22 protein-coding genes and 1 other annotated feature are annotated in these 19082 nt (G+C 42.3%); all 22 genes read right to left on the bottom strand.

Going from position 1 to position 19082, the window contains the following annotated elements; genetic code table 11:
• Positions 1-9 precede the first annotated feature (9 nt).
• Positions 10-1338, bottom strand: a complete 1329-nt coding sequence (locus MKZ03_RS07230) for a solute carrier family 23 protein (protein ID WP_307499585.1) — start codon at positions 1336-1338, stop codon at positions 10-12.
• A gap of 155 nt (positions 1339-1493) precedes the next feature.
• Complete coding sequence (pyrR, locus tag MKZ03_RS07225) at positions 1494-2036, bottom strand: bifunctional pyr operon transcriptional regulator/uracil phosphoribosyltransferase PyrR (protein WP_024424234.1); 543 nt, start codon at positions 2034-2036, stop codon at positions 1494-1496.
• A 170-nt stretch (positions 2037-2206) separates the two neighbouring features.
• Positions 2207-3121: an RluA family pseudouridine synthase gene (locus MKZ03_RS07220; RefSeq protein WP_034662506.1), complete on the bottom strand. Its 915-nt coding sequence runs from the start codon at positions 3119-3121 to the stop codon at positions 2207-2209.
• Positions 3118-3585 (bottom strand): signal peptidase II, encoded by a 468-nt coding sequence (lspA, locus tag MKZ03_RS07215; protein WP_012009890.1) that lies wholly within the window; start codon positions 3583-3585, stop codon positions 3118-3120. The genes MKZ03_RS07220 and lspA overlap by 4 nt, the downstream gene beginning before the upstream one ends.
• Before the next feature lie 94 nt (positions 3586-3679).
• The gene (locus MKZ03_RS07210; protein ID WP_341031404.1) at positions 3680-4054 is read right to left on the bottom strand and encodes a TraR/DksA family transcriptional regulator; all 375 of its coding nucleotides are present in this window, start codon (positions 4052-4054) and stop codon (positions 3680-3682) included.
• A 160-nt stretch (positions 4055-4214) separates the two neighbouring features.
• Positions 4215-6980 carry an isoleucine--tRNA ligase gene (gene ileS / locus MKZ03_RS07205; RefSeq protein WP_341031403.1) on the bottom strand — a complete coding sequence of 922 codons (2766 nt, stop codon included), beginning with the start codon at positions 6978-6980 and terminating at the stop codon, positions 4215-4217.
• Positions 6981-7039: 59 nt separating this feature from the next.
• Positions 7040-7277, bottom strand: a binding site (T-box leader).
• A 59-nt stretch (positions 7278-7336) separates the two neighbouring features.
• Positions 7337-7831: a DivIVA domain-containing protein gene (locus MKZ03_RS07200; RefSeq protein WP_003211323.1), complete on the bottom strand. Its 495-nt coding sequence runs from the start codon at positions 7829-7831 to the stop codon at positions 7337-7339.
• A gap of 26 nt (positions 7832-7857) precedes the next feature.
• Positions 7858-8634, bottom strand: coding sequence for a YlmH family RNA-binding protein (locus tag MKZ03_RS07195; protein ID WP_341031401.1), 777 nt, complete (start codon positions 8632-8634; stop codon positions 7858-7860).
• Positions 8635-8687: 53 nt separating this feature from the next.
• Positions 8688-8969, bottom strand: a complete 282-nt coding sequence (locus MKZ03_RS07190) for a YggT family protein (protein ID WP_060596198.1) — start codon at positions 8967-8969, stop codon at positions 8688-8690.
• Between the two features lie 6 nt (positions 8970-8975).
• Positions 8976-9434, bottom strand: a complete 459-nt coding sequence (locus MKZ03_RS07185; RefSeq protein WP_034662521.1) for a cell division protein SepF — start codon at positions 9432-9434, stop codon at positions 8976-8978.
• Position 9435: 1 nt separating this feature from the next.
• Complete coding sequence (locus MKZ03_RS07180) at positions 9436-10125, bottom strand: YggS family pyridoxal phosphate-dependent enzyme (RefSeq protein ID WP_334750264.1); 690 nt, start codon at positions 10123-10125, stop codon at positions 9436-9438.
• A 6-nt stretch (positions 10126-10131) separates the two neighbouring features.
• Positions 10132-10971: a peptidoglycan editing factor PgeF gene (gene pgeF, locus MKZ03_RS07175; RefSeq protein WP_334748994.1), complete on the bottom strand. Its 840-nt coding sequence runs from the start codon at positions 10969-10971 to the stop codon at positions 10132-10134.
• Between the two features lie 237 nt (positions 10972-11208).
• On the bottom strand, positions 11209-11445 hold the full coding sequence (locus MKZ03_RS07170) for a YlmC/YmxH family sporulation protein (protein WP_008344958.1): 237 nt from the start codon (positions 11443-11445) through the stop codon (positions 11209-11211).
• Between the two features lie 79 nt (positions 11446-11524).
• A complete protein-coding gene (locus tag MKZ03_RS07165) occupies positions 11525-12304 on the bottom strand; it encodes an ABC transporter ATP-binding protein (RefSeq protein WP_106036777.1) in 780 nt (259 codons plus the stop codon).
• 127 nt (positions 12305-12431) lie between these two features.
• Positions 12432-12788, bottom strand: coding sequence for a PTS glucitol/sorbitol transporter subunit IIA (locus MKZ03_RS07160; RefSeq protein WP_007499733.1), 357 nt, complete (start codon positions 12786-12788; stop codon positions 12432-12434).
• Between the two features lie 26 nt (positions 12789-12814).
• A complete protein-coding gene (srlE, locus tag MKZ03_RS07155; protein WP_307499579.1) occupies positions 12815-13825 on the bottom strand; it encodes a PTS glucitol/sorbitol transporter subunit IIB in 1011 nt (336 codons plus the stop codon).
• Between the two features lie 13 nt (positions 13826-13838).
• Positions 13839-14369, bottom strand: coding sequence for a PTS glucitol/sorbitol transporter subunit IIC (gene srlA, locus MKZ03_RS07150; protein ID WP_003210918.1), 531 nt, complete (start codon positions 14367-14369; stop codon positions 13839-13841).
• An 18-nt stretch (positions 14370-14387) separates the two neighbouring features.
• Positions 14388-14819, bottom strand: a complete 432-nt coding sequence (locus MKZ03_RS07145) for a transcriptional regulator GutM (RefSeq protein WP_034662530.1) — start codon at positions 14817-14819, stop codon at positions 14388-14390.
• A 12-nt stretch (positions 14820-14831) separates the two neighbouring features.
• A complete protein-coding gene (locus MKZ03_RS07140; RefSeq protein WP_034662533.1) occupies positions 14832-16076 on the bottom strand; it encodes an NAD(P)H-dependent oxidoreductase in 1245 nt (414 codons plus the stop codon).
• Between the two features lie 243 nt (positions 16077-16319).
• Entirely contained in the window at positions 16320-17258 is a 939-nt protein-coding gene (locus MKZ03_RS07135; RefSeq protein WP_106072247.1) for a sugar-binding transcriptional regulator, read from the bottom strand.
• 151 nt (positions 17259-17409) lie between these two features.
• Positions 17410-18189 carry an RNA polymerase sporulation sigma factor SigG gene (gene sigG, locus MKZ03_RS07130; RefSeq protein WP_003211879.1) on the bottom strand — a complete coding sequence of 260 codons (780 nt, stop codon included), beginning with the start codon at positions 18187-18189 and terminating at the stop codon, positions 17410-17412.
• 142 nt (positions 18190-18331) lie between these two features.
• The gene (gene sigE / locus MKZ03_RS07125; RefSeq protein WP_007499746.1) at positions 18332-19051 is read right to left on the bottom strand and encodes an RNA polymerase sporulation sigma factor SigE; all 720 of its coding nucleotides are present in this window, start codon (positions 19049-19051) and stop codon (positions 18332-18334) included.
• Between the last annotated feature and the right edge of the window lie 31 nt (positions 19052-19082).

Below are 19082 nucleotides of genomic sequence, written 5' to 3'. Positions count from 1 at the left end.
TTGTCAGCCTCACTGGACTTCTTTTAAAAGGTTTTCTGTATTCGATTCATTTGACTCGTCATCCTCCGCTTTTTGCTGCGGCAGGATCAGGTTTAACAGGACACCCGTGATGGCAGCAAGTGCCATTCCAGATAGTGTGAGGTTGATTTGTTTCACCTCAATGAATGCCCCGCCAATTCCAATGACTAAGATGACTGATGCGATAATGAGATTACGCTTTTCTTCAAAATTTACTTTATGATCAATCAGGATTCTCAGACCGCTTGAGGCAATGATCCCAAAGAGCAGGAACGAAACGCCTCCCATGACCGCGGACGGCACTGTACTGATTAATGCTGAAATTTTTCCGACAAAGCCGAAGCAGATCGCAAAGACTGCTGCTCCGCCGATGACGAAGATACTGAACACTCTTGTGATGGCAAGGACCCCGATGTTCTCTCCATACGTTGTTGTTGGCGGTCCGCCAATGAGTGAAGCGAAGATCGTCGCTGCACTGTCTCCTAAAATGGAGCGGTGAAGACCAGGTTTTTTAATAAAATCTTGCCCTACAACTTTACTTAACACCACTTGGTGGCCGATGTGCTCAGACATTGTCACAAAGGCAACCGGCACCATCACTGTGAGAATGCTTAAAGTCACAGCAGGTGTGTAGTCGGCAAATGGTACGACGAAGTCTGGTACAGCAAACCATTTCGCGTCAATGACCGGCTGGAAGTTCACAATGCCTTGTGTTAAAGCAAAGAGATAGCCGCTAATAATTCCGATTAATACTGGGATCAAGCTTAGGAATCCTCTTAGGAAGATCATGCTGATAATCGTGACAGCCAGAGTAAAGCCGGCGACCATTAGGTGCTTAAGGCTGTAAACAAGCTCGGTTGCATTCGGATCAACATACATCGCCATGTTGACAGCTGTTCCAGCGAGTCCGAGTCCGATGACCATAATGACTGGCCCTACGACGACCGGCGGCAGAAGTTTCATCAGCCAGCCTGTGCCGAGCCATTTAATAAATAGTGCAATGAGTGCATAAGCGACACCCGCCATGAAGGCACCAACCATTGCGGCTCCAGGGCCGCCTGTTGCTTTGACATTCAGTATGGGGGCGATAAAGGCAAAGGACGATCCAAGATATGCCGGAATTTGTCCTCTTGTAATGATTAAGTAAACAATGGTTCCAACACCACTTGAGATGAGCGCGACGGCCGGACTCATATCAATGATTTTTGGTACAAGAATGGTCGCGCCAAACATGGCAAACAAATGCTGAAGGCTAAGTGACAGCCATGTGAACGGTTTTGGGATATCTCGAATGCCTAAATTGGCTTTTTGCTGACTCATGATTTTCCTCCTAGATGTGTCCTTTTTCATAAAAAAAGCCTCTTTGCGAGTATGCGCAAAGAGGCCTAGAAAAACCGTACACGTCACTTAAGCCGTGTGCTCGGTGTCTCTGTTATTGCCCTCTTTGCAAACTCTCTGGAATGCATTTAAAAAGGTTATTTTTCATATATAGCGACAAGGTCGTTTTGATCTACTTCATTCAATTGAACCATGACGGTCTCTGCTTTTGATGTCGGAATGTTCTTCCCGATATAATCCGCTCGAATCGGAAGCTCTCGGTGTCCCCGGTCGACGAGAACAGCAAGCTGAATGGAAGATGGTCTTCCTACATCCACAAGGGCATCCATGGCCGCTCTGACGGTTCTGCCTGTAAACAGGACATCGTCAACGACGATCAGTGTTTTGTCATTAATGTCAGCTGGGATGTCTGCACCCTTTACAAGCGGGTCTTGGTTGTCTGTCTTTTTTGTCAGGTCATCACGGTATAGCGTAATATCAAGTTCACCCACTGTGACTGGATTTCCTTCAATTTGCTCGATGCGCTCTGCAAGGCGCTTTGCAAGATGAATGCCTCTTGTCTTGATCCCCGCAAGGATGACATCTTTCATCCCTTTATTGCGCTCAATCATTTCATGTGCAATTCGGGTAAGCGCTCGTCTGATCGCTTGTTCATCAAGAATGACTGCTTTTTGTTCCATCTTTTACACCTCTTTTTGACAAATAAAAAGCCCCTTCTGCAAACGGCAGAGAGGGGCGTTCATTTGTGCATACACGTGCACAAATTGATCCGTTATCCTTCTCAGCCTCTCTGGACTGTTTTAAAGAATCTTCATTTCTTCGTTTATTATTTCAAAAAAAGAACTGCCTGTCAATCGTTATTTCTTAATGAATCGATAAAAGCTTGCATATCAGCAGGAATCGGTGCTGTGAACTCGATATATTCTCCTGTTCTAGGATGATCAAATCCTAGAACACCTGCATGAAGCAGCTGTCCATTAAAATCGACTGTCTTTCTCGGTCCATATTTTGGATCTCCTGCAAGCGGATAGCCGATATATTTCATATGAACACGAATTTGGTGTGTTCTTCCTGTTTCAAGACGGCACTCCACAACCGTGAAGTCCTGAAAGCGTTCAATCACATCAAAGTGAGTGACTGCTTGTTTTGCACTTTCTTTTGTAACCGTCATGCTTTGGCGGTCTTTTTTGTCTCTGCCAATTGGGGCATCAATTGTGCCTGTATCATGCTGGATAATGCCATGGACAACGGCTGTATATTTTCTTGTGACGGTCTTAGCCACGAGCTGATTGACGAGTGATTCATGCGCCATATCGTTTTTTGCGACCATTAACAGTCCAGACGTGTCTTTATCAATTCGGTGGACAATTCCAGGACGCATCACACCATTAATGCCTGATAAGTCCGTGCAATGTGCCATCAGGCCATTTACAAGTGTTCCAGAGACGTGACCTGGCGCTGGATGAACAACCATTCCTCGTGGTTTATTCACCACTAGCACATCTGCATCCTCATAATAAATATCAAGATCCATTGGTTCTGCTTCTACATCTAGTACTTCTGGGTCTGGAATCTCGACTTTAATCTGATCTCCAGCTTGTACTTTGTAATTGGCTTTCACTTGTTTCCCGTTTACTTCGATCAGCCCATCCTTTACCCACTGCTGGACTTGGGTTCTTGACCATTCTGGTTCTGTCGTGCTTAGAAATTTATCAAGCCGTTCACTCGTTTGTTCTTCTGAAACGGCAATATTTACTTGATTCATGTAGTTGACTCCTTAGTTTTCTTTCCATCTAACAGCATTTGAATGAAGAGCAGAATAACCCCTACACATAGAGAAGAATCTGCAATATTAAAGATTGGGTAGTGATAATTCCCAAAGACGAAATGAGCAAAATCTACCACTTCCTGACGGAAAACGCGGTCGATAAAGTTTCCAATTGCTCCGCCAAGCATTAAGGCCAGTGCTACTCCAAGCAGCTTGTCCTTTTGCCCATGCTTTTGCAAATAATAAACAATTCCCGCAATAACAACGAGTGTGATCACATAGAAAAACCACATTTGTCCTTGGAGAATTCCCCATGCGGCTCCTGAATTTCGGTGAGACGTGATATAAAAGAAGCCATCAATCACTGGATAAGAATCTCCGAGCATCATATTTTTGACAATGAGCCATTTTGTTAATTGATCTAAACAAATCATCACGAATGCGATTATGTAATAGAACACACACGTTCCTCCATCTTCATACTTTGGTCTTTAAGCATTTTATCAAGAAAACAGGAAGGAGTAAAGAAACTTTAGTTGACAGACAAAAACCTCCCTACATGTGGAAGGCTTCAAAATGAGAATCATCTGATTCATGAGGATAAGGAGTGAATGCTTTTTTCTCGTATTGCTTATGATATAGAAAGTCGTCAGCCGTGCGGGCGGTAGGAAGAATACTCATTTGTTCAAGCGGAATGGCATCACCTGTCGCCTCACATATACCATAGGTTCCCTGCTCAATTTTTGTAATAGCGAGAGACACATCTTGCAGCTCTTCTTTGATGTGATAAAGAAGCGTGGTCGTTTGGACCTCGTTCATTGAGACATGCTCAGCGGGTGAACGAAATGATGCGTATTCAAACAGTTTAGATTGCAGCTCTTCTTTCATTTGAAGGAGTTCCGTGTAAATCGTCTCTAGATCGCCATTCATGTCGCTATTTCAACTCCTGCCCTGTCGTGATAATCATATTGTTGCCCCGGCTGCTCACTTTAAAGCCATAAGATTTTTCCTTTCGTTCTAAACGCTGTCATTTTCGCAAAAAAGAAAACGCCCCGCATATGGCGGGGCGCTAGTTGGTCATATCACACTGTTAATTCTGGTAATATTTTTCCACGATTTCAGCATTTTTTAGTGACAATGTTGGGTATTTCGGATTTGCACCAACATCTTTTGAAATAATGCGGGAACGTTCGCACAGTTCTCCTTCTGCTTTTTGAACCAGAATCCGTCCTGATGTGTATCCAGGTGCTGATACGTCAGCATTTTGCTCATCTTCTACCGTTAATTCAGAGATGATAAAGAGCTGCTTCACATCTTCTTTAATGGATGCAAGAAGATTTTTCACTTCTTCTGTCGCATAAAGAGTCACATTTGCTTCAAGTGAACGTCCGATGACTTTCTCATTACGCGCAATTTCGAGCGCTTTTAGAACATCGTCACGCACTTCCATAAAGCGGTCAAACTTCACTTCTGTCGCTTCCGCTTGAGGAACAGTCACACCTTCTGGCATATCTGTTAACTGAACACTTGGCTCTTCAACAAAGCTTAAGTGGCTCCATAATTCATCTGCTGTATGCGGAAGAATTGGTGCAGTCAGCTTCACTAATGCCATTAATGTTTCGTAGAAGACCGTTTGCATGCTGCGGCGGTCTGGATGATCTGCATGCTCAATGTACACGACATCCTTTGCAAAATCGAGATAGAAAGAGCTTAGCTCAATCGTACAGAAATTGTGAATCGCATGATATACGATTGCAAATTCGTAATCATCATAGGCCTTTTTCACTTTATCAATCAATTTGTTTAATTTGATCAAGATATATTGATCCACTTCGCGAAGCTCTTCTACCGGCACCGCATTGACTGCTGGGTTAAAGTCAAATAGGTTTCCATGCAGGAATCGGAACGTGTTACGGATTTTACGATAGACCTCTGCTACTTGTTTCAAGATATCATCAGACACTGGGTGATCGGCTTGATAGTTGACAGAAGATACCCAAAGTCTAAGAATCTCCGCCCCAAGCTGCTTCGCTACCTTTGTTGGGTCAATCGTATTGCCTAATGATTTACTCATCTTGCGTCCTTCTTTATCAAGCGTAAAGCCGTGACTTAGAACACCTTTATACGGTGCTTTTCCAGTGACAGCAACTGCTGTTGATAAGGAAGAGTTAAACCAGCCGCGATATTGGTCAGAGCCTTCAAGGTAAAGGTCTGCCGGACGGACAAGGTCATCTCTTTCTTCTAAAACGGCCTGGTGAGAAGAACCTGAATCAAACCATACATCCATGATGTCCTGCTCTTTTGTGAATTCACCGTTCGGGCTTCCTGGATGTGTAAAGCCTTCTGGCAATAGTTCTTTCGCTTCTTTTTCAAACCAAATATTAGAGCCATGTTCTCTAAATAATTGAGAGACATGCTGAATCGTTTCATCTGTGATGATCGACTCGCCATTTTCCGCATAAAAGACCGGAATTGGAACGCCCCATACACGCTGTCTTGAAATGCACCAGTCGCCTCTGTCTCGCACCATGTTGAATAGGCGTGTTTCGCCCCATGCTGGAACCCATTTCGTTTCTTTAATATTGTCTAATAGCGCTTCTCTGAAATCCTTAATCGATGCAAACCACTGAGCTGTCGCACGATAAATGGTTGGTTTTTTCGTTCTCCAGTCATGCGGGTAAGAGTGCGTGATAAAGTCGAGCTTTTTCAGTGCGCCTTTTGCTTCAAGCTGTTCTGTGATCGCTTTATTGGCATCCTCGTAGAATAATCCTTCAAAACCAGGCGCTTCTTCTGTCATCACACCTTTTTCGTCTACTGGACATAGCACATCAAGACCGTATTTCATACTGACAATAAAGTCATCTTCCCCGTGACCTGGAGCTGTGTGAACACAGCCTGTTCCTGCATCCGTTGTCACGTGGTCGCCAAGCATGACAAGAGAATCTCTGCCGTAGATCGGATGCTCTGCAACGATGGTATCTAATTCTTTTCCTTTTAATGTTTTCACGACTTCATACTCTTCAAAGCCAAGTGTTTTTGCCACTTGTTCAACTAGCTCAGATGCGACAACATATCGCTCAGCACCCACTTGAAGAACGCTGTACTCTAGGTTTGGATGAACACAAATCCCAAGGTTTGCAGGAAGTGTCCAAGGGGTTGTTGTCCAGATGATGAATTGTTCGCCGTTTTCAAGTACGCCTTTGCCATCTTTCACTTTAAATGAAACGTAAATGGATGGTGAACGTTTGTCTTTATATTCAATTTCCGCTTCAGCAAGTGCTGACTCACTTGAAGGAGACCAGTTAACAGGCTTTAGTCCTTTGTAAATATAGCCTCTCTTCGCCATTTCTCCAAAGACAAGAATTTGCTGCGCTTCGTACTCAGGCTTTAACGTGACATATGGATTGTCCCAGTCTGCTCTTACGCCTAATCGCTTAAATTGATTGCGCTGACCCTCGATTTGCTTCCAAGCATACTCTTCACATAATTTACGGAATTCAGCTGTCGACATTTCTTTACGTTTGACTTTTTTATTTTTAGTGAGTGCTGTTTCAATTGGCAAGCCGTGTGTATCCCAGCCCGGTACGTACGGTGCGTGGAACCCATTCATTGATTTAAAACGGACAATAAAATCTTTTAGGATTTTATTGAGTGCGTGCCCCATATGAATGTCACCATTCGCATATGGAGGTCCATCATGCAAAATAAAGGTTGGGCGTCCTTTTGTACGCTCTAAAACCATTTGATAGATGTCTTTTTCTGCCCACTCCTCTTGGATTTCAGGCTCTTTGTTCGGCAAGTTCCCTCTCATTGGGAATTCTGTTTTCGGCATTAATAAGGTGTCTTTGTAGTTCATACCCATTCCTCCATATGCAAATTCTGATTAAAAAACAATAAAAAAAGCCCTCTCATCCCATAAGGGACGAGAAGGCTTGTCTCGCGGTACCACCCTTTTAGACAAGCGCTATGAAACAGCCGCTTATCCACTCTAAAATCGTAACGTGATCAGACGCCTTTTCTTACTCATTCATTTCAGAAAAGGAACTAAAGGGGTGATCTCATTGCAGCGTCTCGTAATGTCAGGCTTCCACCATCCCTGATTCGCTTTATTACGCATATGACAACTGCGAGTGTCCCTTTCAAACGTTTATCTCTTGTTAATTTATGATGGTATTATATGCAACATGTGCACGCCATGTCAAGATGATGCGCTTATTCTTTTTCGTCAAAGACAGCGTCAACTTCATATTCCAGTAAATGATCCCAATCGTCATTTTTTAGAAGATCAAGCTGAGCTTCGATGAGCATTTGGAAGCGAGTTCTAAAGACCTTCGACTGTTTCTTCAGCTCTTCGATTTCCATCGCAATCTTTCTTGATTTTGATAGCGCTTCGTTGATAATACGATCTGCATTTTTCTCCGCTTCACGAATAATCAATTTCGCTTCTTTATCAGAATGACGTTTGACGTCTTCTGCTGCTTCCTGCGCCACAAGAATTGATTTGTTTAATGTCTCTTCAATTGTCGCAAAATGACCTAGTCTTTCGTCAAGCTCGTTTACTTTTTCTTCAAGTTCGTTCTTTTTGCGAAGCACGATTTCGTAATCTTTACGTACTTGGCTTAAAAACTCGTTTACTTCATCTTCATCATAGCCGCGAAAGCTTTTTGTGAACGTTTTATTATGAATATCATTAGGTGTTAATGGCAACCTCGCCACCTCCAGATTCAAGTTCGTTATGTCAGAAGCTCAAATGTTACTTTAAATTTATCTTTTTTGGTCTTCCCATCAATCGTTTTCAAGCTAAATCGGCCAAATCCCCGTACAGAGAGCTGATCGCCTTCGCCGATTGTAAAGGAAGGGTCCTCAGTGACTTTCCAGTTAACTTTGACAAGCCCATTTTTGACCAAAAGCTGTGCCTTTTGCCGAGACTGACGGCTGATTGCAGCACATACCGCATCAAGCCGCAGTGAAGAAATAGTATCTTCTTTGATGTCAGTCTTGCTCATAACCGGTTTTAAATCTGCCTGCGTGATTTCCTCTAATGCAACGGAGGCTCTGCCAACATGCGTCAGCTGCGCCCGCACAAAATCGGCGACATCACTTGTACAAATAAACTGCACATCTTCCTCTGAAAATAACAGATCTCCAAATTTTTGACGCTTCAAGCCTGTCCCAATCAGTGAGCCGAGAAGCTTCGGGTGTTCTAAGGAAATAAACTTTTTCGCATAATTCACCTGAAAATAAGACAGCTCAGCATCCTGAGTAGCCGGTTCTAAATATTCAGGATAAATGAGAGCTCTTTTGCGCTCCGCTCCTTCATACCCGCCAAAAAAAATGATCCCAAGCTCATCAGCATGCTGGATGACGGACTCGGTAATAAACTGCTCACGCGGATCAAGAAAGTCTGTTAATTTCATTCGATACTGGTCGAGTGCGATTTTTTTCCAGCCTAACACTTGGTCGACAAATGGCTGTTCGTCTTTTCTAAAATGTTGATAAATATCGCTCATTTTGTTCCCCTCTTATGTAAAAGAGCCTGGCAGTGCCAAGCCCGGCAGCCTGTCTACATGAAGCGTACAATCATATTGTAAAGACCAGTTAGTCCATATGATGATGCAAAACGAATCACAAGCAATGCCACAATTGGCGAGATGTCAATCATGCCAATTGGCGGAATAATTTTACGAAATGGTTCTAAATACGGTTCGCAAATATTTGTCAGAAAACGGCCAATCGATGTTTCTCTTGCAGATGGCACCCATGACATAAAGATGTAAATAATAATCGCGAATGAGTAAATCGTTAATACCGTTCCTAAAATATTAAAAATGAAATTTAGAATCACTATGATTTACCACCTCTGAGGTTCTTCCTCTGTCAAAAGTTCTGATATTGTGCCAGATACATCCACATTATCAGGTGTGCAGAGGAATATATTCGAGCCAATGCGCTGGATGTCTCCACCGATTGCATAAACAGTACCGCTTAAGAAGTCAATGATTCGCTTTGCTTGATCGTGCTGAATGCGCTGCAAATTCACGACGACTGCACGTCTGTTTTTAATATGGTCTGCAATCTCTTGCGCTTCTGCATAAACACGCGGCTCACTTAACACCACTTTAGAGGATTTTTGCAAGCTTTGCAAGCTGACAACATTTTGTTTTCCAGTCTGCGGACGCTCTTGAAATGCCGCTTTGTCCTTCGTTCCTTTTTCTTCTTGGACTGGTTCTCTTTCTTCATCAATATATTCGTACTCATACTCTTCATCGTCGAGAGTGAAAAAGCTTTTAAACTTATTTTTTATGCTCATGTCACGCACCTCCTGTTTCATTTCCAACAAGTGAAGAGCCAATCCGAACGAATGTCGCACCTTCTTCAATTGCGATTTCAAAATCATTTGACATGCCCATCGATAAATGCTGACAAGGTGCATTTACTTGGTTAAGATGTTTTACTTCTTCTTGAAGATTTTTTAATGTTTGAAAGCAGTTTCGTATCACAGTGTGATCATCTGTAAATGGAGCCATCGTCATCAGTCCAGCAATTTCAATCTTTTTGAAATCAGCGAGCTGCTTCACAAATGGAATCACGTCTTCACTTTGTAAGCCGTGTTTTGACTCCTCCAGCGATGTGTTTACCTGTACAAAACAGCGAACCGTGTGATCCGCTCTTTTTTCAATTTCATTCGCAAGAGACATCCTGTCGAGCGAATGTAAGTAGTCAATTGTTTGAATGACAGATTTTACTTTTCGTGTTTGTAAACTGCCGATGAAGTGCCAGCTAATGCTTTCATCGGTTATGGCCGCTTGTTTTTCAAGTAACCCTTGGTCACGATTTTCTCCAAAGTGCAAAATTCCTGCTTCCTTGGCTTCTTGTGCTCGCTCAATCGAGACATACTTTGTGACAGCGACGACTGATACATCGTCTAGGTTCCGGCCGGCTCTTTTACATGCTTCGTTTATTTGTTCATTTATTTGTCTAAGATTCTCTCGTACATTCAATTGCACTTATGCCTCCTTAAACCCGACAAAAGACATCATACGTCCTGTTTTCCCTTGATCACGCCGGTGCGAGAAGAAAAGCTGATCACAGCAGCTTGTGCACATCGAACTGACATGTATGTTTTCTTCTTTCATCCCTGCATGAAGCAATACGTTTTTGTTTAATGTTTTTAAGTCTAATTTATATTGTCCTTGTGAAATCTCGGAATACACATCCTCTGTTGAAAAGGGAAGCTGTTTCACTTGATCCATGACCACGTCATCGACTATGTAGCAGCAGCTGCCAATGGATGGTCCAATGACGACTTGTATTTGATCGGTCTTGGCACCTTCTTGGTTGACCCATAGATCTACCATCTTTGCACCAATTTGCTTGACGGTTCCTTTCCATCCGGCATGGGCTGTTCCGATGAGTCCATTTTGCGGAGCTAGAAAATAAAGCGGAACGCAATCGGCGAAACAAAGAGCGAGCATCATGTTCGGTTCAGACGTATATAAGCCGTCTGTTCCAGGCAGTGCCTCATGATAATGAAGACTTCCTCTTCCTCTTTGCTCCTTGGTGACTTTCTTGATGCGGTCATCGTGTGTTTGGTCTGCAAACACCCAATCAGAGAGCGGCACAGCAGTAGCATCTGCTATGACTTGACGATTCATTTGGACACTAGAAGCATCATCTCCTACATGGAGTCCAGTGTTCAATGATTGATATGGAGAAAGGCTGAAGCCGCCATTTTTTGTCGTAAATCCGGCCAATACCTCTTTACCAGAACATGTCATGTTCGTCCAATCATGAATGGTCATTGCATAAGGTGATTTCTGCTGAAAGGGGTCATATTTGTGTGTCAAAGCTGCCCTCCCACCTTTCATTCATCTCTCTTTATTTCGCTCCTATTTTACCACAAGACATGCGTAGACAGTTAGTGGGATTCATTAAATATTACACTCAAATGTGCCCTTTCTACAGGTTTTTTTTCAAATTGATATGAAAACGTAATCTTTTTACCCGAAAAAGACATTGTTTGCTAAGAATGGAGAGCTTATTTTAAGGATCATTGAATAATTCATTGAGGAGTTATACGAATTTTAAGAAGACAATCGGACAAGTATCACATCTTCGCCAATTTTTACTATATTTCGCCACGGCACAATCATTTCCTCTTCTTTTCCGAAAAATCCCATCATTTTACCTGTGCCGCCGATAATGATCGCTTGTATTTTACCGCTCGTGACATTAATATCAATGTCCCCAATGGTGCCTAGTTTTTTTCCGCTCGACACATCGACGACATCCTTGATTTGGAATTCAGAAATACTGATCATCTGTCCTTCCCCGCCTTTCGTTTTCTACTATAATATGTATGATGGAAAAGCAGGGATACAGACCAATAGTTTCTTTCATCTACAATTTACTTAAGTGAGGACGGCCATTTCTCCACATCACATCTACCGGACATTCAAAGAAGGAAGAAAGCAAATCGCTTGTCATCATCTCTTTTGTTTCTCCTTGATCAAAAACAGTCCCATCTTTTAATAACAAGGTGTGCTGAAAAACAGGCAAAATCTCTTCTGCATGATGGGTCGTATAAAGTAAAGTAGGCGCATCAGGCTTTGAAGCAATGAATGAGATGGTCTCCAGCACCTGTTCTCTTGCTAAAAAATCAAGACCCGTCACAGGCTCATCTAAAATCAGAAGCTTGGGATCATTCATTAAAGCCCTCGCAATCAGGACTTTTTGCTTTTCTCCTTGTGAGAGTGTTTCATATGTCCGGTTCGCATATTTGAATGAACCAAATGCTTTTAATAGATCAATGGCTTTCTCTCTTATCTCATCTGTCGGGGTTTCATAAAGCCCGATAGATGCAAATGCCCCGCTGAGAACAATTTCAAATGCATTGTCGTCTCTGTGCAGTTTCTTTTCAAGTCCCGCAGAAATGAGGCCAATTTTCTTCCTGAGCTTTTCGCCAAGCGCCTCCTTGCCAAAGACATGTCCCAGCACGGTCATCTCACCTGACGTAGGGAAATAATATGAGCAGAGCATATTTAATAAAGCGGTTTTTCCCGCACCATTTAAACCGTAAAGCACCCAGTGCTCCTCTTTGTTCACCTGCCAGTCAACAGATTGCAGCAGCCATTTCCCATTTCGTTTTAAAGAAACATCCTTCAATTCAAGTGACACCATCATTTCCCCCTGAGTAAAAATTCTGAATAAACAAATAATGAATGTTTACAGCATATCGCAATTGCTCTTTCTGGTAAACCTCACATAAAAAAAGCTGCTCCTTTTACGGAACAGCTTTTCTTTATCGTTACGAAATTTCAATTCGTACGCCTTCTTTTATATCAGGAAACGTGTGCGGGGATGCAAAGACAGCTCCCGGTAATACATCATCAAACGGCTCTTGGAAGTAGATCGAAATATGGCCGAGTTCTTTAAAGTTGTCATTTGCTTTATTGCCGAGGGCTGTGATCGTGTACGTTTGATCGCCCACTTGAATGGTACCGCCCAGTTTCAACGGCTCTTCTTCTAAATGTTCGAACTCATGAATGACGGACATATCTCTTAATTCCTGCGGCGCTGCGGGTCCAAATAAAACAATCAGCTTATCTTCTTTAAATTGCGGGACTAAGATCCCAATTTCTTTTACGACAGATTGTGTTACCATGTATCTCGATTCCTCCTTTAATACGTTTAATACATACCGAAGCTGGCAACGTATGCGATCACAACAGATAGAACCCCTGTAATGAGACGGCTATACAAAACAGCTGGTACCCCATATTGTACCGTTTCCGGCTTCGCTTCACCAAGTGACAGCCCAACTGGAATGAAATCACACCCTACTTGACCGTTGATGGCAAATAGTGCAGGGAGTGCAAATTGAGGCGGGATATTCCCTAGTGCAATTTGACTACCAATGAGAACACCGATGACTTGTGCAATGACTGCTCCAGGTCCTAAGACAGGCGATAGGAACGGCAATGTACAGACCACGACGAGCAGTAAGAGCCCCCATATAGATCCTGCCAGTGGCGATAGAAAATGAGCAATCAAGTCACCAATTTTTGTATAATTGATAATTCCAATTAACATACTGACAAATGCCATGAATGGAATAATGTTTTTCAAAAGCATATCAACGGAATCACGGCCGGCCTGGTAGAACGTACCGGTGACTTTTCCGATTCCTCTTGAGAACCTCATCAGGAAATTACCTTTTTCCTGACGCTCGAGATTTTCCTCTTTCAGTTTTGAATAGGTTTCTTTGAAATTTTCCTTGTCAATCGGCTCACTGTTTTCTTGACCTTCTACTTTCGCCTCACCATCAGATGCTTCCGCAAAGGAAATATCCTTTTCTGTTACGCCTGATACGAAGATATCCTCTGTAATATGTTTTGCAAGCGGTCCAGAAGGAGAGGAAGCCAAAACGTCTACAGTTGGAATGCGCTTCATTGGATAAAGTCCGATTCGCGCGGTTCCACCGCAGTCAATGACAACACACATCATTTCATCTTCTGGTATCGAGTTTTTAAAGCCGTCACATGCTTCTGTCCCTGTCATTTCTGCAATTTTACGAGCAACTGGGTGAATGCCTCCCCCTGTAATGGAAACAACCTTTCTTCTTTTACCAGTCGGTTCAAGCTCTAAGCCTTTTCCCCATCCGCCAGCACCTTTTGCAACAAATACTTTGTGGTTTGTCATGTCTAACCCTCCCCTATTGTGAATTCGCTTTCATTTTTCCTGCTAAGTATTTTGTAATCCATTCAGTAATGATGCCGCGAAGTAAAATGACGACGATCCCGACTAAGAAGTAACGAACAGCAAGTTCTGACATTGAATATCCTGCTTCTTTAATCCCGTTCGCAATCCCTAAGTAGACAAACAGTTCTCCTGCGTTGGCATACGGGAACAGTGATGTCACCGGATGAACAAATGAAACAGCTGAATCATAGAATGCTGGTTTTTGTTTTTCAGGTAAGAAGCGGCCAAACGTATAAGCCATTGGGTTTGTCAAAATAAGAACAGATAAGATCGGCATTAACGTGTAGCGCAAAATCGTATATTTCGCTGCAAACTGGATCGCTCTATTCACTCGCTCTTCTCCAATAAACTTCATGACAGCATAAGTGAAAGTAAGTAACACAACAAGCGTTGGAACGATGCCTGTAACAAGACCCATGAACTGCTTTCCGCCGGCTTCAAACATTCCGATAAAGTGCTCTCCAAACCATTGAATCCATTCCATGTTTCATCTCCCCTTTCTTTAGTTCACATTTGTTATATTTTTTTTCGAAATCGAGACAAGTGCTTGTTCAGCCGCCATGGAAAGTGCGTGCATGACAGCTGGCCCCTTTTTGCGTTTTTTCAATGTCTGCTTCATCATATGGTGCTCGTCTAGCACTGCACCAACATGCTTTCCTTCATATGAAGGAACTTCTTTAAATTTAGATAAGATCGACACACCGCCAAGCACATGGCATTTTTGAATGATATAAGATTCATCCACAATGATGAGCGCAATGGCTCCAGGGCCAACTTTGCGCCGTTCCATTCCCGAAAACAAGTGATAGCCTTGCTTCCCTTTGTAGTCATCAATAAGTGAATCCATGCTCTTGCGGTAGTACTTGATTTGAATAAAAGATAACCCATACTGCACAATGAGAATGATACAAAGTACGATTGCTAATTTTTCCATAGCTTCACGCCCTTATGATTGAAATAAATGATCTTGTAATGAACGCAGCTTCCAGACCGTTGTGTTTGAATCAAGTTCTACATCATCATGAGTCAGGAATTGTCCTAATTTGATGTCTTTTTTCGCTACGACTTTTCCGCTGATTAAGCCAATTGGAATGTGGCCGTTCGTTTTCATGTCTTGATGTGTTTCAAGTACACCTCTTACGGAGTACCCGCCAATTCCGTCAAGTGATTCCCCTGCTTTAATCTCTCTTTTCGCAACAGCTACTGTTTCTGACACTGGTACACCAATTGGGTGGATGGATGAATCATGCTGTAAGACCGCTTTTGCGATGGTGACAGGTGTTTCAAGACTCGCTAAGTGGAAAGGACGGTAAAGTGTATAGTGCGGACCTTTTCCAACTTTTAAGTAGCGCAGTTCTTCATCCACTGGCTCAAGATCACTCTTGACGATGACAAATACGCCTGGTGCAAGTCCATTTACATATTCAACGACTCCGAAGTTATCCAGCACGCCGCCTTGCTGTTTTTGATTCAATTTATCTGCTACATTCTCTAAATTCGCTTCGACTCCGTGCATACCGACTTTATCAGGCAGAAGCCCTGTCGCATTACTTAATAAGTTCATTTCGGCCATTGTTTTTGTGCCGTCCTGGAATGCAGCCAGCATATGTGCACTCATATGTTTACTATCTGCTTCGGCTTTACACGTATCTGGATTTGCTTCTGGGAAGAATGGGTTGTTCTTTCCTTTCCCAGCAACGAGCACCTCAAGACCCATTGTTTTCGCAAATTCATATAATTCTAGTGTTGCTGCTGGTTCATCTCCAGCTGATCCTGAGTAAACAAGCCCTGCATTTGTGAATAACTTATGCATGACCAAACCGATAGTAATATCCACTTCTACATTTAAAAGAACGAGATGTTTTTTCGAATTAAGCGCTTCCAAAGAAATGTTTGCTCCGACCTCTGGGACACCTGTTGCATCTACTACAACTTCCACGAAATCTGATTGAATCACTTCTCTGTAATCATTTGTGACAACCATTTGATGCGGCTTCGCATGCTGCTTGTAGAAATTTGCTGCCTTCTCTGCTGCACTAAGGTGAATATCACAAACACCAGCGACAATCATGCCTGGAATTTTAGAAATTTGTGAAATGAGTCCAAAGCCCATTTGGCCTGCTCCAATAATCCCTACTTTGATCGGATCTCCACTGCGTTCTCGAGCTAACAACTGTTGATAGATTGACATCTAAATCATCCTTTCAGGTTTTCTTGCTTCTCAATAGATTGCTAGAAATATAATCTGAAACTTTTAACAAATGTTATAAAAATTAACAAAAAACTTTTTCTTGTAACATTTGTTATTTTATTTATCATTTGTTATGAACTTAGTTTATATGATGTGTCAACTTTGTGTCAAGCTAAAATCGATAAAATTTTCAATCTTTTTGAGTCTTTAGACTCAAAAAAACTACCTAATGATATTAGGTAGTTACTTTAATAAGGCATCTCCAGTTCGTTCATCGGTAATTAATACATGAATTAATCCACCTGCTAATGCCGCCCGGATCGCTTCAATTTTTTCTTCGCCTCCGGCGACACCTATGACCAGCGGAATTTCTTTCAGTTTTTGCGGGCTTATGCCCATCACCCGGTCGTTCCATGGGTGGGGATATACTTCCCCTTGATGATCAATAAAGTTATAGCAAATGTCACCTGCTACACCCTTCGCTTGAAGGATGTCCTCTTCGCCGCTTGTCATATAAGATTTCACCATCGTTGAATGCTGCGGAACACCGCCAATTCCGACAACCGCAATATTTGATGATTCTCCTAGTTCAATCACTTTTTTGATCGACGGCTGTCTAATCAGTACTTCCTTCGCTTCTTTCGTATCAAGCATGACGGGTACATGTAAAAACTCACATTTAGATTTGAGTGCCTCTGTGCATCTCGCAATAATATAGTTGGCATGGATATCGACGTCTTCATTTCCCACACCTCCGACAAGCGGAACAAATGTCACGGATGGATAGTACTGAACAGACGTAAGCGCTTTCGCCATTTCATGCAGCGTTGTCCCTGAGGAAAAGCCGATGACTTGACCATCTTTCATCACTTTTAATAAAAAGCTTGCTGCCGCGGCACCGATTCGGCTTTTGGTTGTGTCTTTGCTGAGTGTTTCCACACAGACGACTTCTCGCAGCCCATATTTGCGTTCTATTTTTCTTTCTAACGACCCATACTGTTGGTTGACTTCATCATGAATAATGATTTCCACGATTCCTGCTTCACGTGCTTTTGCCAAATATTTCGATATGAGCGAACGGCTGACCCCAACCGCTTCTGCAATGTTAGATTGGGTGGCGCCTTCTTCATAATACATATGCGCAACCTTAATGAGCAGCCTTCTTTCATCATGGAATGTCATAATAACCCTTCTTTCCGCTTAAGTGTTCCCTAACAAATGATATCTAAAATAACATTTGTTAAAAACAGATTAAATGAAAAAAATAACCGAGTCAATACTAGAGGCGTGTTCTCTAACAAGAATGAAAAAAGCCGCACATGAAGCGGCGGCTTTAAAAGATGTTCTTATTCATTTGTTTGATGGCTGCTTTTTCAAGCCTTGAGACTTGTGCTTGAGAAATCCCGATCTCTTCAGCGACTTCCATTTGCGTTTTGCCCTGGAAGAAGCGTTTGCGAAGAATCATTTTTTCCCTGTCGTTCAATCTGCGCATGCCCTCTTTTAAGGCCAATTCTTCCACCCATTGTGTGTCTTTGTTCCGTTCATCACTAATTTGATCCATCACATAAATCGGATCTCCTCCGTCATTATAGATCGGTTCAAACAAAGATACAGGATCTTGAATCGCATCTAGGGCAAAGACAATTTCCTCATGAGGCACTTCGAGCACTTTGGCAATGTCTTCTGCTGTTGGCTCCTTGCTTGTCTCACTAATCAGCCTCTCACGGACCTGAAGTGCCTTATAGGCAATATCTCTTAGTGAACGAGACACCCGAATCGGGTTGTTATCACGCAAGTATCGACGGATTTCTCCTATGATCATAGGAACCGCATAAGTTGAAAATCTGACATTGTGGCTTAAATCAAAATTATCAATTGATTTCATTAATCCGATACAGCCTACTTGGAAGAGATCATCGACATACTCGCCTCTGTTGTTAAAACGCTGAATCACACTTAAAACCAACCGTAAATTGCCATTGACTAGCTTTTCTCTTGCTGTATCGTCACCCTCATCTTGCAGCTGTCTGAACAATTTTCTCATCTCGTCGTTTTTCAGAACAGGCAGTTTGGAGGTGTCGACTCCGCAGATTTCCACTTTATTTCTGGACACTTTTTTCCCTCCCTACAGGAGCTGTTGTACAAAGTTCAGTATCTCCTTGGGATGGAAAAATATGCACGAGCGATGACGAGAATCATGTGAAAAAATGGTTATCCCTTTGGCAGTACAGGGATCGAGCTTTCAAAAAATTTTTTTAGACCATTTTATTAAATTCTTTTTGTAATCGTTTAATGATTCTTTTTTCAAGCCTCGAAATATACGACTGGGAAATCCCAAGCATGTCAGCGACATCTTTTTGGGTTTTTTCCTCACCGCCGACCAAGCCAAATCTCAGTTCCATGATCTGCTTTTCGCGGTCATTTAATTGCTCCAGCGCTTTTTTCAGCAGTTTTTTGTCTACATTTGCTTCAATATCCCGCGTGATAATATCATCATCTGTTCCAAGTACGTCTGATAAAAGCAGTTCATTTCCGTCCCAATCAATGTTGAGCGGTTCATCAAACGAGACTTCTGAACGGATTTTATTATTTCGCCTCAAGTACATCAGAATCTCATTTTCAATACATCTCGAAGCATATGTTGCCAGCTTGATCTTTTTTTCAGGGTTAAATGTATTGACTGCTTTGATCAGGCCAATGGTTCCGATACTAATTAAATCCTCGATATTAATACCTGTGTTTTCAAATTTCCTTGCGATGTAAACGACTAAACGCAAATTTCTTTCGATCAGAATCGCCCTTGCGGTTTGATCACCTTTTGGTAATTTGACAAGCAGTTCCTGCTCTTCATCCTTTGATAATGGAGGCGGCAGCGCTTCACTTCCTCCAATATAATAAATTTCATCACTCTTTAGACCTAGCTTCATGAGGAGTTTATACCAGTAGTAAGTGAGTTTAAATTTTAATTTTTTCATCTTCTTCTCCCTTCTAAATGTCAAGTTGACC

Origin of the sequence: Bacillus sp. FSL R5-0431 (assembly GCF_038002985.1) — a bacterium.
Classification (GTDB): Bacteria; Bacillota; Bacilli; order Bacillales; family Bacillaceae; genus Bacillus.
Note: the sequence above shows the minus strand (reverse complement) of the source record. Positions and strands in the feature narration are given on the sequence as shown.